The 15,105-nt window shown below is 70.7% G+C and carries 12 protein-coding genes; 10 read left to right on the forward strand and 2 right to left on the reverse strand.

Annotation, left to right across the window (positions count from 1 at the left end; genetic code table 11):
• The first annotated feature begins 3 nt into the window (after positions 1-3).
• From ABZ904_RS15810 to ABZ904_RS15855, 10 genes are all read left to right on the forward strand, one after another.
• A complete protein-coding gene (locus tag ABZ904_RS15810) occupies positions 4-2,511 on the forward strand; it encodes a PQQ-dependent sugar dehydrogenase (RefSeq protein ID WP_361823626.1) in 2,508 nt (835 codons plus the stop codon).
• A 14-nt stretch (positions 2,512-2,525) separates the two neighbouring features.
• Entirely contained in the window at positions 2,526-3,860 is a 1,335-nt protein-coding gene (locus tag ABZ904_RS15815; protein ID WP_359402328.1) for a ThuA domain-containing protein, read from the forward strand.
• 86 nt (positions 3,861-3,946) lie between these two features.
• A complete protein-coding gene (locus ABZ904_RS15820) occupies positions 3,947-5,068 on the forward strand; it encodes an inositol-3-phosphate synthase (RefSeq protein WP_360998314.1) in 1,122 nt (373 codons plus the stop codon).
• Positions 5,065-6,006: an SCO3242 family prenyltransferase gene (locus tag ABZ904_RS15825; RefSeq protein WP_361823630.1), complete on the forward strand. Its 942-nt coding sequence runs from the start codon at positions 5,065-5,067 to the stop codon at positions 6,004-6,006. Before ABZ904_RS15820 ends, ABZ904_RS15825 begins: the two co-directional genes overlap by 4 nt.
• The gene (locus ABZ904_RS15830; protein ID WP_360998312.1) at positions 6,003-6,908 is read left to right on the forward strand and encodes a sugar phosphate isomerase/epimerase family protein; all 906 of its coding nucleotides are present in this window, start codon (positions 6,003-6,005) and stop codon (positions 6,906-6,908) included. The genes ABZ904_RS15825 and ABZ904_RS15830 overlap by 4 nt, the downstream gene beginning before the upstream one ends.
• Positions 6,905-7,591 (forward strand): EboA domain-containing protein, encoded by a 687-nt coding sequence (locus tag ABZ904_RS15835; protein WP_361823633.1) that lies wholly within the window; start codon positions 6,905-6,907, stop codon positions 7,589-7,591. Before ABZ904_RS15830 ends, ABZ904_RS15835 begins: the two co-directional genes overlap by 4 nt.
• Positions 7,591-8,439, forward strand: a complete 849-nt coding sequence (locus ABZ904_RS15840; RefSeq protein ID WP_361823636.1) for a TatD family hydrolase — start codon at positions 7,591-7,593, stop codon at positions 8,437-8,439. Before ABZ904_RS15835 ends, ABZ904_RS15840 begins: the two co-directional genes overlap by 1 nt.
• A gap of 3 nt (positions 8,440-8,442) precedes the next feature.
• Positions 8,443-9,612 carry a metabolite traffic protein EboE gene (gene eboE / locus ABZ904_RS15845; RefSeq protein WP_361823639.1) on the forward strand — a complete coding sequence of 390 codons (1,170 nt, stop codon included), beginning with the start codon at positions 8,443-8,445 and terminating at the stop codon, positions 9,610-9,612.
• On the forward strand, positions 9,609-11,039 hold the full coding sequence (locus ABZ904_RS15850) for a nucleotide pyrophosphatase/phosphodiesterase family protein (RefSeq protein ID WP_361823642.1): 1,431 nt from the start codon (positions 9,609-9,611) through the stop codon (positions 11,037-11,039). Before eboE ends, ABZ904_RS15850 begins: the two co-directional genes overlap by 4 nt.
• The gene (locus ABZ904_RS15855) at positions 11,036-12,181 is read left to right on the forward strand and encodes a sugar phosphate isomerase/epimerase family protein (protein WP_360998307.1); all 1,146 of its coding nucleotides are present in this window, start codon (positions 11,036-11,038) and stop codon (positions 12,179-12,181) included. Before ABZ904_RS15850 ends, ABZ904_RS15855 begins: the two co-directional genes overlap by 4 nt.
• A 104-nt stretch (positions 12,182-12,285) precedes the next feature.
• Here the strand turns inward: ABZ904_RS15855 and ABZ904_RS15860 are convergent, their stop codons facing one another.
• Complete coding sequence (locus tag ABZ904_RS15860; RefSeq protein ID WP_359402355.1) at positions 12,286-13,686, reverse strand: OFA family MFS transporter; 1,401 nt, start codon at positions 13,684-13,686, stop codon at positions 12,286-12,288.
• Between the two features lies 1 nt (position 13,687).
• Positions 13,688-15,076, reverse strand: coding sequence for an OFA family MFS transporter (locus ABZ904_RS15865; protein ID WP_359402358.1), 1,389 nt, complete (start codon positions 15,074-15,076; stop codon positions 13,688-13,690).
• Positions 15,077-15,105: the final 29 nt, after the last annotated feature.

Consider the following 15,105-nt stretch of genomic DNA (forward strand, 5'->3'; position numbering starts at 1 on the left):
CTCGTGCACGGGAACAGTCCAACCACCCGCATCGACAGAATCGAGAACCGCAGACGACGCCGCTTCCGTACCGCGATGGCCCTGTTCAGCGGGGCCCTGCTCGCGGGCGCCACCCTCAGTTTCACCGCCCCCCAGGCCGGCGCAGCCGTCGCCGACCCGGGCACCGCCCCGGCCGCGGCCGAGGACTTCCAGCAGGTCACCCTCGCCAAGGGCGAGCCGGAGGTCGGCGAGCCCATGTCGCTCGCCGTCCTGCCGGACCGCTCGGTCCTGCACACCTCACGCGACGGCGAACTGCGCCTCACCGACGCGGCGGGCAACACCAAGCTGGCCGGCAAGCTGGACGTCTACTCCCACGACGAGGAGGGACTCCAAGGCGTCGGCATCGACCCGGGCTTCGCCGCCAACCGGTTCATCTACCTCTACTACGCGCCCCCGTTGAACACCCCGCCGGGCGACGCCCCCGAGACCGGCACCGCGGCCGACTTCGCGCCCTTCGACGGCGTCAACCGCCTCTCCCGCTTCGTGCTGAAGGAGGACGGCACTCTCGACACCGCGAGCGAGAAGAACGTCCTCGAGGTCAAGACGTCGCGCGGTATCTGCTGCCACGTCGGCGGTGACATCGACTTCGACGCGGCCGGCAACCTCTACCTGTCGACGGGCGACGACTCCAACCCGTTCCAGTCGGACGGGTTCAACCCCATCGACGAGCGCTCCGACCGCAACCCGGCGTTCGACGCGCAGCGTTCGTCCGGCAACACCAACGACCTGCGCGGCAAGATCCTTCGCATCAAGGTGAACGCCGACGGCTCGTACTCCATCCCGGACGGCAACCTCTTCGCGCCCGGCACGCCCAAGACACGGCCCGAGATCTACGCCATGGGCTTCCGCAACCCGTTCCGGTTCAGCGTCGACAAGAAGACCGGCATCGTCTACGTCGGCGACTACGGCCCGGACGCCGGTGCCGCCGACCCGAAGCGCGGACCCGGCGGACAGGTCGAGTTCGCCCGTGTCACCGGCCCCGGCAACTTCGGCTGGCCGTACTGCACCGGCAAGAACGACGCCTACGTGGACTACGACTTCGGGACCAAGGCCTCCGGCGCCACGTTCGACTGCGCCGCCCCGAAGAACGACTCCCCGAACAACACCGGCCTGACCGACCTGCCCCCGGCTCAGCCCGCCTGGATCCCCTACGACGGCGGCTCCGTGCCCGAGTTCGGCAGCGGCTCCGAGTCCCCGATGGGCGGACCCGTCTACCACTACGACGCCACGCTCGACTCGCCCGTGAAGTTCCCTGAGGCGTACGACGGGAACTTCTTCGCCGGTGAGTTCGGCCGCCGCTGGATCAAGCGCATCGTCAGCGACGACGCCGGCACCGTGCAGTCCATCAACGCCTTCCCGTGGACCGGCACCCAGGTGATGGACATGGCTTTCGGGCCCGACGGCGCGCTGTACGTCCTGGACTACGGCACCGCCTGGTTCGGCGGTGACGAGAACTCCGGGCTGTACCGCATCGAGAACGCGACCGACGGCCGCTCGCCCGTGGCGCAGGCCGCGGCCGATCGCACCTCCGGACAGGCACCTCTGAAGGTCGCCTTCTCCTCCGCCGGGTCCAGCGATCAGGACGGCGATGCGCTCACCTACAGCTGGGACTTCGGCGACGGTGGCAAGTCGACGGCCGCCAACCCGACCCACAAGTACAAGACCAACGGCACCTACACGGCGACCGTCACCGCGAAGGACGCGACCGGCCGCACCGGCAGCGCGAGTGTGCAGATCGTCGTCGGCAACACCGCGCCCAAGGTGACTCTCGAACTCCCGCAGGACGGGCAGTTGTTCAGCTTCGGCGATGCCGTCCCGTTCAAGGTGAAGGTCACCGACCCGGAGGACGGCAAGGCCGTCGACTGCTCCAAGGTCACGGTCAACTTCATCCTCGGCCACGACACCCACGGCCACCCGCTGACCTCGGCCACCGGCTGCTCCGGCACCATCCAGACCAGCGCCGACGGCGGCCATGACCAGGACGCCAACATCTTCGGGGTCTTCGACGCCGAGTACACCGACGGCGGAGGCGGCGGCCAGGCACCGCTCACCTCGCACGACCAGAGCGTCACCCAGCCGAGGCATCGCCAGGCCGAGCACTTCGGTGACTCCTCCGGTGTCACGATCTACAACAAGGCCACCGCACACGGCGGCCGGACCGTCGGCGACATCGACAACGGCGACTGGATCTCCTTCACGCCGTACGTCCTGAGCAACGCCAAGTCGATCAGCGTCCGCATCTCCTCCGGCGGCGCGGGTGGCACCCTCGAGGTCCGCGCGGGCTCGGCCACGGGCACCCTGCTCGGCAAGGCCACCGTGCCCGTGACGGGCGGCTGGGAGACCTTCCAGGACGTCAGCGCCGATCTGAGCCGGGCACCGCGTGACACCACCACGCTCTACCTGGTCTTCAAGGGGAGCACCGGGAACGGCGCCCTGTTCGACGTCGACGACTTCACCTTCACGACCGGCTGAGAGGAGGAGACACCATGCGCTCAACCGGCAGACTGACCACCGGGGTTCTGGGTGCCGCCCTGCTCCTCGGCTGTGTCACCGCACCCGCCGTCTCGCACGACGCCGCCGCCGAACGCGTCCTCGTCTTCTCGAAGACCGCCGGCTTCCGGCACGACTCGATTCCCGAGGGCATCGCGGCCGTCCAGCAACTCGGTGCGGCCCATGGTTTCACGGTCGACGCCACCGAGGACGCCGGCGCCTTCACCGGCAAGAACCTGCGCCGTTACGACGCGGTCGTCTTCATGTCGACGACCGGCGACGTGCTCGACGACGCCCAACAGGACGCCTTCGAGGGGTACATCCGCCACGGTGGCGCCTACGTGGGCGTCCACTCCGCCGCCGACACCGAGTACGACTGGGCGTTCTACGGCGGGCTCGCGGGCGCCTACTTCCAGAACCACCCCGCGATCCAGCCCGCCACGGTGAACGTGGAGGACCGCGCCCACCCGGCGACGTCGCACCTGGGCGAGACCTGGGACCGCACGGACGAGTGGTACAACTACCGCTCCAACCCGCGCGAACGCGCCCACGTCCTGGCCTCCCTCGACGAGACGTCGTACACCGGCGGCACCATGAACGGCGACCATCCCATCGCCTGGTGCCAGAACTACGAGGGCGGTCGCGCCTTCTACACCGGCGGCGGCCACACCAAGGAGTCCTACAGCGACCCCGCCTTCCGGCAGCACCTGCTGGGCGGCATCCGCTGGGCCATCGGCGACGCCCAGGCCGACTGCCGCCCCGAGAACGGCTACCGGCCGCTCTTCGACGGCACGGCCGCTTCGCTGAACGGCTGGCGGCAGGCGGGCCCGGGCGGCTTCGCCCTGTCCGACGACGGCACACTCACGTCGAACGGCGGCCTGGGAATGCTCTGGTACACCGCGTCGGACTTCGGCTCGTACTCGCTGAAGCTCGACTGGAAGGTGGCCGGCGACGACAACTCGGGTGTGTTCGTGGGCTTCCCGTCCTCGGACGACCCGTGGTCGGCGGTCGACAACGGCTATGAGATCCAGATCGACGCCACCGACGTACCCGAGAAGACCACGGGGTCCGTCTACGGCTTCCGGTCCGCCGACCTGAAGAAGCGCGACCGCGCGCTGAATCAGCCGGGGGAGTGGAACACGTACGAGATCCGCGTGGAGGGCGAGCGTCTGCGCGTCTGGCTCAACGGTGTGAAGATCAACGATTTCACCAACACCGATCCGGCCCGGAGCCTGCGCGACGGACACATCGGCATCCAGAACCACGGAGCCGGTGACGAGGTGTCCTTCCGCGACGTCCGGATCAAGGAACTGCCCGTCAGGGGCAAGTGAGCGGCGGCGGGCGGGGGACGCCGGACCCCCGCCCGCCGTCTTCGTCCCGGCTCACCCGGGGTTCCCGCACGTCAAGGAGGCTGCCCATGTCCGCGTCCCTCTCCCGAACCCGCGTGGGAGTGTGGCTGATCGGTGCCCGCGGCTCCGTCGCCACCACCGCCGTGGCCGGCTGTGCCGCCGTCGCGGCGGGCCTGCACCCGCCCACCGGCATGGTCACCGAGACACCCCCGTTCGCCGACAGCGGGCTGCCACCGCTGACGTCACTGGTCTTCGGCGGCCATGACACGGTGGACTGCCCACTGCCCAAGCGGGCGGAGGCACTGGCGGCGGGCGGCGTGCTGCCGCACGGGCTCCCGGCGGCCGTCGCCGCCGAACTCAACGCCGCGGACGCGGAGATTCGGCCCGGCGGCCCGGCCCCGGGTGAAACCCGCGACCCGGGGGAGCTGATCGACGCCTTCGCCGCGGACATCCGGGATTTCGTACGGCGGGGGCGGCTGGAGCGGGCCGTGGTGGTGAACGTGGCCTCCACCGAGCCGGCCCCCGACGGGGCCGCGCTGCCGCCGAGTTCGCTGTACGCGGCCGCGGCCCTGCGCGCGGGCTGCGGCTACGTCAACTTCACACCGTCGATCGGGCTGCACCATCCGACGACGGCAGCCGAGGCCGCCGCGAGCGGGTTGCCGTACGCCGGACGGGACGGCAAGACAGGGCAGACCCTGTTGCGGTCGGTCCTCGGCCCGATGTTCGCGCAGCGGGCGCTGGCCGTACGCGCCTGGTCCGGCACCAACCTGCTGGGCGGCGGCGACGGTGCGGCACTGGCCGACCCGGCGGCCGCCGCCGCCAAGAACGCCGGCAAGGAACGGGTCCTCGCCGACACCCTCGGTACGGCACCGCAGGGCGAGGTCCACATCGACGACGTCCCCGCCCTCGGCGACTGGAAGACGGCCTGGGACCACGTCGCCTTCGACGGCTTCCTCGGCACCCGCATGGTCCTCCAGACCATCTGGCAGGGCTGCGACTCGGCCCTGGCGGCACCGCTGGTCCTGGACCTGGCCCGGCTGACCCTTCGCGCCCAGGAGCTGAAGATCGCGGGACCACTGACCGACCTGGGCTTCTACTTCAAGGACCCGGTGGGGGAGGGGCCTTCGTCGCTGGGGGAGCAGTACACCGCGCTCGTGCGGTTCGGGCAGCGGTTGCGGGGAACGGCGTGAACGCGCGGGCCTGGGCCGAACTGCTGCGGCTGCCCGCCCTGTTCACGGTGCCCGGTGACGCACTGGCCGGGGCGGCAGCGATGTCGGCCCGACCCGGTCGACGCACCCTGCAGGCCATCGGCTCCTCGCTCTGTCTCTACGAAGCGGGCATGGCCCTCAACGACTGGGCCGACCGGCAAGAGGACGCCGTGGAACGCCCGCACCGGCCCATTCCTTCCGGACGTGTCCAGCCTGCGGCGGCGCTCATGTCGGCCTGCGCCTTCACCGCGGCGGGGCTTGTCCTCGCGTCCCGCGCCGGTCGTCCCGCCCTCGCCGTCGCGACCCCACTCGCGGCGACGGTGTGGGCGTACGACCTGAAGCTGAAGCACACCCCGGCCGGTCCCGTGGCCATGGCGGCGGCCCGAGGCCTCGACCTTCTGCTGGGCGCCGCGGCCACCCGGCCCGCACCGGGCGCGACCCGCCGCGCCCTGCCCTCCGCCGCGCTCCTGAGTGCCCACACCCTGGCGCTCACCACGGTGTCCCGCCGCGAGACGACCGGTGGCGCAGCCCTGCCACCGCTCGCCGCGTTGGTGACGACCGGCGCACTCGGCTTCCTCCTGTCGCGTGAGCTCCCGGCAGGCCGGGGTGCCGCAGTCACCCCCGGCCTGCCGGGCATCGGCGCCGCCGCCCCGCGACCGAGCCGCGCCTCCCGCCTCCCCTTCCCGCTGGGCAGCGCCCTCACCGCCGCTTACACGGCCGTGGCCGCCCGTCCCTATTTTCACGCCACCCTCAACCCGTCGCCTGCCCTCACCCAGCGAGCCGTCGGCGGCGGCATCCGCGCGACCATCCCGCTCCAGGCCGCCCTGTCCGCCCGTGCCGGCGCCCCGGTCACGGCGCTGCTCACCGCAGCCCTGGCGCCGCTCGCCGCGAAGTTCGCGAAGAAGGTGAGCGTGACATGACCCTCGAGGCTCCCCTTCCGCGCTTCGGCTACGGCACCAACGGCCTCACCGACCTCCGCCTCGACGACGCCCTCGCCCTCCTCGCCGACCTCGGCTACGACGGCGTCGGACTGACCCTCGACCACATGCACCTCGACCCCCTCGCCGCGGATCTGCCCACCCGCACAAGCCACGTGGCGCGGCGGCTCGCCGCGCTCGGGCTCGAGGTCACCGTGGAGACCGGCGCCCGCTATGTGCTCGACCCCCGGCGCAAGCACGGCCCTGCTCTCCTCGATCCGGACCCCGAGGACCGCGCCCGCCGTGTCGACCTGCTGATCCGTGCCGTTCACGTGGCCGCCGACCTCGGCGCCCACGCCGTGCACTGCTTCAGCGGGATCACCCCGGCCGGCACCGACCAGGACACCGCCTGGAAGCGTCTGGCCGAGGCCCTCACGCCCGTCCTGGACGCCGCCGTGACCGCCGGTGTCCCCCTCGCCGTGGAGCCCGAACCCGGTCACCTCCTCGCCACCCTCGCCGACTTCCATCACCTCCGCCGTGCCCTCGGCGACCCCGAACTCCTCGGTCTCACCCTCGACATCGGCCACTGCCAGTGCCTCGAACCCCTCCCTCCCGCCGACTGCGTACGCGACGCCGCGCCCTGGCTGCGCCACGTGCAGATCGAGGACATGCGGCGCGGGGTGCACGAGCACCTGCCGTTCGGGGACGGCGAGATCGACTTCCCGCCCGTCCTCGCCGCACTGGCCGCCGGCGGCTACCAGGGCCTGACCGTCGTCGAACTGCCCCGCCACTCCCACGCCGGCCCCCACCAGGCCGCGCGCTCGCTCTCCTTCCTTCGCGACGCGGCTGCCCCCATTCACCCCCCAGGCGAGCCCTCCGCCACCCAGGAAGGGAGAACCACATGACCGACCGGTCCACCGGAACGGACACCCCGGTCGCCGACACCACCCCGTTGGACGACCTGCGCGCGCACCTCGACGCCGACCTCACCGACGCCGCCCGTGTCTGGCTCACCAGGGCTCTCGACGAGGCGGCCGCACACCCCGGCAGCCACGGCCCCATCTCCGTCTGGGAGTTGCGCCTCGCCGAGGCCGGACGCCACTGCGGGTCCGCGCACGCCGAGGCCGCCCGCGTCCTCATCCTCCATGGGGCCCGCGCCGGCACCGACGCCCTCACCCGCGTCTACCGCCAGGGCACCGCCGACGAACGCCGCGCCGTCCTGAACGCCCTCCCGCACCTCGTACCGGGTCCCGGCGCCCTCCCGCTGGTCGAGGACGCGCTGCGCACCAACGACACCCGGCTCCTGGCAGCCGCCGTCGGGCCGTACGCCGCCCGGCATCTCGACGCCCACGCCTGGCGGCACGCCGTCCTCAAGTGCCTGTTCACCGGTGTGTCCGTCGACGAGGTGGCCGACCTGGCCCGGCGTGCCCGGGGCGACACCGAACTCGCCCGCATGCTGGGCGACTTCGCCGCGGAACGCACCGCCGCGGGCCGTGCCGTGCCCGACGGTCTGTACCGAGTCCTGGCCCTGACCGAGGTCACGGCCCCGCCGCACGCCACGGACGACGCCCACGGCAAGGAGTCCTGATGCGCATCTTCGACCCGCACATCCACATGACGTCCCGGACCACCGACGACTACGAGGCCATGCACGCGGCCGGTGTCCGAGCCGTCGTCGAACCGTCGTTCTGGCTCGGCCAGCCCCGCACATCCCCGGCCTCCTTCCTCGACTACTTCGACTCGCTCCTGGGCTGGGAGCCCTTCCGCGCCGCCCAGCACGGCATCGCCCACCACTGCACGCTGGCGTTGAACCCCAAGGAGGCGGGCGACCCCCGCTGCGTGCCCGTCCTCGACGAACTGCCCCGGTATCTCGTCAAGGACGGTGTCGTGGCCGTCGGCGAGATCGGCTACGACTCCATGACCCCGGCCGAGGACACCGCTCTCGCCGCTCAGCTGCAACTCGCCGCCGACCACGGCCTGCCCGCCCTGGTGCACACGCCGCACCGTGACAAGCTCGCCGGGCTGCGCCGCACCCTCGACGTCGTGCGGGAGTCCGCGCTGCCCGTGGAGCGGGTGCTGGTCGACCATCTCAACGAGACGACCGTCAAGGACGCCAAGGACAGCGGCGCCTGGCTCGGCTTCTCCGTCTACCCGGAGACGAAGATGGACGAGGCACGGATGGTTGCGATCCTGCGCGAGTACGGCCCGGAACAGGTTCTGGTCAACTCCGCCGCCGACTGGGGCAGAAGCGATCCCCTCAAGACACGCAGGGTCGGCGATCTGATGCTGGCCGAGGGGTTCGGCGAGGACGACGTCGACCGGGTGCTGTGGCGCAACCCCGTGGCCTTCTACTCCCTCAGCGGCCGCCTCGACCTCGGCATCGCCGCCACCGACGCCACGCACGAGGGCAACAGCATCCTGCGCGGCGGGGAGTGAGCGATGCGCTTCCGCCACCCCGACGGGACCGTCGTCCACCTCGCCTACTGCACCAATGTGCACCCCGCCGAGACCCTCGACGGCGTCCTCGCCCAACTCCGCGACCACTGCGAACCCGTACGCCGCCGACTCGGGCGCGACCGGCTCGGCATCGGGCTCTGGCTGGCCCGGGACGCCGCCCGCGCCCTCGACACGGACCCCGTCGCCCTGCGCACCCTGCGCGCCGAACTCGACCGCCGGGGCCTCGAGGTCGTCACCCTCAACGGCTTCCCGTACCAGGGTTTCGGCGCCGAAGAGGTCAAGTACCGTGTCTACAAGCCTGATTGGGCCGACTTCGAGCGACTGGCCCACACGCTCGCCCTCGCACGCATCCTGGCCGTCCTCCTCCCCGACGACACCACCGAGGGCAGCATCTCCACCCTGCCGCTCGCCTGGCGCACGCAGGGGGGCGATGACCGCGTCGAGGCGTGCCGCGGGGCGCTGCGCACGCTCGCCGAGCGGCTCGACGCCCTCGAAGACCTCACCGGTCGCTCCATCCGCGTCGGCCTGGAGCCGGAGCCCGGCTGTGTCGTCGAGACCACCGGTGACGCCATCGCCCCGCTCACCGCGATCGGCCATGACCGCATCGGCATCTGCGTGGACACGTGTCACCTCGCCACCTCATTCGAGGATCCGCACACCGCACTGGACGCGCTCACCCGCGCCGGTGTCCCCGTCGTCAAGTCCCAGCTCTCCGCCGCCCTGCACGCCGGGCACCCGGACCGGCCCGACGTACGCGAAGCCCTCGCCACCTTCGCCGAACCCCGTTTCCTGCACCAGACACGCGCCCGCACGGCCACCGGCCTGCACGGCACCGACGACCTGGACGAGGCCCTGCGCGGCGACACCCTGCCCGCCACCACCCCCTGGCGCGCCCACTTCCACGTGCCGCTGCACGCGGCGCCCACCGCGCCCCTCACCTCCACGCTCCCGGTCCTCAAAGCCGCCCTGGCCCGGCTCGTCGGCACACCGCATCCGCTGACCCGACACCTCGAGGTCGAGACCTACACCTGGCAGGCCCTCCCGGCCGAGCTGCGGCCCCGCGACCGCGGCCGGCTCGCCGACGGCATCGCCGCCGAACTCACCCTGGCCCGCGACCTGTTGACCGACCTCGGCCTGAAGGAGCTGCCATGAGCACCGACCGGACAGGCACCGGCCCCACCCCGCTCCTCGTCCTGGACGTCGTCGGCCTCACCCCCCGCCTCCTCGACCACATGCTCCACCTCAAGGCCCTCGGCCAGTCCGGCTCGCGGGCCGCGCTCGGCACCGTCCTGCCCGCCGTCACCTGCGCCGCCCAGTCCACCTTCCTGACCGGCACCATGCCGAACGAACACGGCATCGTCGGCAACGGCTGGTACTTCCGCGACCTCGGCGACGTGCTCCTGTGGCGGCAGCACAACGGCCTTGTCTCCGGGGACAAGCTGTGGGACGCGGCCCGCCGCGTGCACCCCGGCTACACGGTCGCCAACATCTGCTGGTGGTACGCGATGGGCGCCGACACCGACATCACCGTCACCCCGCGCCCCGTCTACTACGCCGACGGCCGCAAGGAACCCGACTGCTACACCCGCCCACCGGCCCTGCACGACGAACTCACCGAGAAATTCGGCACGTTCCCCCTCTTCCACTTCTGGGGACCCGGCGCCGACCTCGTCTCCAGCCGGTGGATCATCGACGCCACCCGCCACATCCTGCGCACCCGGCACCCCGACCTCGCCCTGTGCTACGTCCCGCACCTCGACTACGACCTGCAGCGCTACGGCCCCGACGACCCGCGCTCCCTGCGGGCGGCCGCCGACCTGGACGCCGCCCTGGCCCCGCTGCTGGACGACGCCCGCGCCGAGGGCCGTACCGTCGTCGCCCTGTCCGAGTACGGCATCACCCGCGCCGACCGGCCCGTCCACATCAACCGCGTGCTGCGCAGGGCCGGACTGCTCGACGTGCACACGCAGGACGGGATGGAGTACCTGGACCCGATGGCCTCCCGCGCCTTCGCGGTCGCCGACCACCAGATCGCCCATGTCTATGTGCGCCGCCCCGAGGACCTGGACGCGACCCGGGCCGCGCTCGACGGACTGCCGGGCATCGCCCAACTCCTCGACGACGAGGGAAAGAAGGCCCACCACCTCGACCATCCGCGCGCGGGCGAACTCGTCGCCGTCGCGGAACCGGACGCCTGGTTCACGTACTACTACTGGCTCGACGACGCCCGCGCCCCCGACTTCGCGCAGCTCGTCGAGATCCACCGCAAACCCGGCTACGACCCGGTCGAGCTGTTCATGGACCCGCACGACCCCTACGTCAAGGTCAAGGCCGCCACCGCGCTCGCCCGCAAGAAGCTCGGCCTGCGTTACCGCATGGCGGTCGTGCCCCTCGACGCCTCACCCATCCGCGGCAGCCACGGCCGCCTCCCGGAGCGCGACGACGACGGTCCGCTCCTCATCTGCTCCACCCCCCGCGCCGTCGGTGACCGTCTCGCGGCCACAGACGTGAAGTCACTCCTGCTCCGACTCGCCGGTCTCGACCGGCCTGACGACCCGCCCAGAGAGAGGCGTCCGTGAACGACACCCAGCACACCGACGAACTCCTGCGCCGCAGCCTCGGCATCGGCCGCCGCCGCTTCCTGAGCACCTGCACCGCCGTGGCCGCGGGCGCCGTCGCCGCGCCCGTCTTCGGTGCGAGCCCCGTGCACGCCGCCGAGACCGCGGCCCCGGCCACCGGCAGAGGCCAGCAGCTGGTGCCGGCCGACAAGCGCGGCATCATCCTCTACACCGTCCGCGACGCCACCGGTCGCGACCCGCTGTCCACCACCCTGCCCTCCGGGTTCCGCGAGGTGTTCCAGCAGCTCGCCCGCTTCGGCTACCGGCAGGTCGAGTTCGCCGGCTACGGCCAGCACGCGAACGCGCCCGGCGGCGCCAACCTGGAGTCCGTCGAGGGCGCCCGGCTGCTGCGGAGCTGGCTGGACGAGTACGGACTGCGGGCCCAGGGCAATCACGGCTTCATCCCCGGCTCCTGGCCGCTGACCAGCGCCGACCTGGACACCTTCAAGAAGCACCTGGAAATCGCCAACATCCTCGGCATGGACCACATGGGCACCGGCAACGACCCCACCGGCAGCGCCTACAGGGCCGACTGGGACGCCGCCGCCGACAAGTGGCACGCCCTCGGCGAGATCGCCCGGGCGGCGGGGATCAAGCTGTACACCCACAACCACGACGCTGCGTACGGCTTCCTGCTCGACGGCGGCCCGCTCGACGCCCAGGGCCGCCCGACGCGCAGCTCCGGCATCCGCAAGCTGGAGTACTTCCTGTCCATCACCGATCCCAAGCTGATCTGGCTGGAGATGGACATCTACTGGGCGCACGTGGCCCAGTACAAGTTCCACACCTACACCGCGCACGACGGCTCCACGCAGGAGAACGTCTTCGACCCGGCGGGTCTGGTCGAACGCCACAACAAGCGCTATCCCCTGTTCCACGCGAAGGACGGCGTCGTCAACGCCACCAACGGACAGGGCTACGACATGGTTCCGTTCGGCACCGGTGTCATCGACTACACGACGTTCTTCTCCCGCGTGGGCCACCGCAACTACCACAACCCGATGGTCGAGCAGGACAACGCGCCGAGCTCCACCGACCTGGGTCAGTCCCTGGAACACGCCCGCATCGGATACCAAAACCTCGCCGCCCTGCGCCGCAGGTAGCACGCGGGGAACACAAGGAACAAGAGGAAGCACGAGGAAGCACGAGGAGGCCCTCCCCGTAACCCCGGGGAGGGCCTCCTCGCGACGTCAGGACGTCACGACGGTCAGGTCGCGGGCTGGGTCTGCGGGACCGCGGCCACGGTCTCGTCGTCACCCCGGCCCGGCTGCCGCAGCAGCAGGGCGATCGCCGCGGCGACCATCGAGATGCCACCCGCCAGGGCGTACGCCCCGTTGTAGCCCCAGGCGGCCACCACCATCGAGCCCAGACCACCGCCGAACAGACCGCTGATCAGCTTGCCGCTGTACACCAGGCCGTAGTTGGTGGCGTTGTAGTTCTCGCCGAAGTAGTCCGGGGTCAGCGCCGCGAAGAGCGGATAGAACGCGCCGCCGCCGAAGCCGGAGAGGAAGGCGAAGACCAGGAACAGCCACTCGCTCTTGACGTCGCCCGCCCAGATCACACCGAACTGGGCGAGACCCAGGACGACGATGACCATCACCAGAGTCGACTTGCGGCCCCACTTGTCGGACATCCAGCCCACGGCGGCCCGGCCGACACCGTTGATCACCGCCATGACACCCATCGACGAGGCCGCCACCAGCGGGCCGAAGCCCACCTCCTTGGCGAAGTCGACCTGGAAGGAGATGCCGAAGATCGACACACCCGCGGTCAGCACGATGGAGATCCACATCAGCGGCAGCATGCCCGTCCGGATGGCCTCCTTCGGCGTGAACTGCTTCACCGCCGGCGGGTTCTTGACCAGGCTCGTGCCGGTCTTCTGGTCGGCGGCGTACGTCAGCGGGTCGATGTCCGCGGGCCACCAGTTCTTCGGCGGGTCCTTGAAGAACATCGCGCAGCCGGCGATCACGATCAGGATGTAGCAGCCGATCAGGTCCAGGACCCGGTGGTAGTTCGACGTGTCGAAGGCGTAGTTGAAGATGAAGATGAAGGGCAGGGAGCCGTAAGCGAATCCGCCGTTGACGAACCCGGTGCGCGCGCCGCGCCGTTCGGGGAACCACTTGCCCACCATGTTGATGCAGGTCGCGTAGACCAGGCCGGAGCCGACGCCGCCGATGACGCCGAAGCCGAGGATGGCGAGCCACACGTTGCTCAGGTGGGACAGGGCGAGGAAGCCCACGACGCACATCGCGGAGCCGATGTACATCGCCGAACGCGCGGTCAGCAGGCCCTTCTCCCGCAGCCAGCCCGCCGGGAAGGCGATGCCGGCCTGGAAGAACACCCAGATGCTGAGGATCCAGAAGGTGTTGCTCTGCGTCCAGCCGTGCGCGTGGGACAGGGTGTCCTCCGCCGAGCCGTACGCGTACTCGAAGACGCTGATCGCCATCATGGCGATCCAGGGCAGGTACACCATGAGTTTGCGCGAGTGGCCGAGGATGTCCCGGTCGGTCTCGCCGACGCGGTACACCCGGCCCCGCGCGTCGGTCACCTCACGGTACGGGCGCTGCCCGGCTCCGGTGCTGTTGGTGGCTATGGGGTCTGCCGTCATGTCAGGCCATCTCCTCGCCGAGCGGCTGCGGGTTGGGGAGGATGCGCCGGGCCTTGGGCCTGCCCGGAGCCTTGAGGAAGAGCGCCAGCACTGCGGAGGCCAGTCCGATGGATCCCGCCAGGACGAACGCGCCGTCGTAGTCCCACTCACCGACGACGACCGCGCCCAGGCCGGAGCCGACGAGCCCGGAGATCAGCTTCGAGCTGTAGACGATTCCGTAGTTGGAGGCGTTGTGGTTCTCACCGAAGTAGTCCGCGGTCATGGCTGCGAACAGCGGGAAGATCGCGCCACCGCCGAAGCCCGAGACCATGGAGCAGAACAGGAAGAACGGCATGCTGCCCATCTGGCCGGAGACCAGCACGCCGAACTGCGCCGTGCCCAGTACGATGCAGACGATGATCAGTGTGTTCCTGCGGCCGTAGCGGTCGGAGATCCAGCCGATGACGCCGCGTCCGGTGCCGTTGACGATCGCCTTCAGGGACATCGCCGTGGCGACGATGCCGCCCGCGAAGCCCATGTCCTTGCCGAACGGGACCTGCATGGCGATCCCGAAGATGTTGATGCCGGCCGTGCACAGCAGACAGAACCACATCATCCACAGCACGGGTGTGCGCGCGGCCTCCCTGGGGGTGTACTGCTTGACCGCCGGAGGGTTCTTCTGCAGCGCCCGGCGGATCTTCGGGTCGTCGGCGGCCGTCAGCGGGTCGACGTGCGCGGGCCACCAGTTCCTCGGGGGGTCCCTGAAGAAGACGCCCGCCGTGGCCACCACCAGGCACAGCCCGATGCCGACCGCGGTCAGTACGGCCTTGTAGTTGCTCAGGTCCAGCACGGAGGTGAAGAGGAAGACGAAGGGCACGGACCCGTAGGCGAAGCCGCCGTTGACGAAGCCGGTCTTGCCGCCCTTTCGCTCCGGATACCACTTGCCGACCATGTTCACGCAGGTCGCGTAGACGAGGCCGGCGCCTATACCGCTGCACATGCCGAAGCCGAGGTAGGCGACGAGTACGTTCGGCGCGTAGGCCAGTGACAGATAGCCCAGCAGGGTGCCGAGCGCGCCGATCATCATGGCCGTACGGGCGGGCAGTTTCCCGCTCTCCCGCAGCTGACCGGCGGGGAAGGCCACGGCCGCCTGGAAGAACACCCAGACGCCCATGAGCCAGAAGATGTGGCCACTGCTCCACAGGTGAGCCTCGTGAAGCGTGTCCTCCGCCGACGTGAACGCATACTCGGCGGAGCTGATGCCCATCATGCCCACCCAGGGCAGGATGACCATCCATTTCCGTGGTCGGCCCATGATGTCGACGTCTGATTCGCCGACCCGGTACACGCGGCCGTTCCGGTCCGTCACCTCCCTGAACGGGACGGAGGTCGAATAGTCGGTGGTTGCCATTGCTCAGTACCCCTAGCGTCGAAAGATCT

The sequence above is a fragment of the Streptomyces sp. NPDC046900 genome, from assembly GCF_040644975.1.
In the GTDB taxonomy this organism is placed as follows: Bacteria; Actinomycetota; Actinomycetes; order Streptomycetales; family Streptomycetaceae; genus Streptomyces.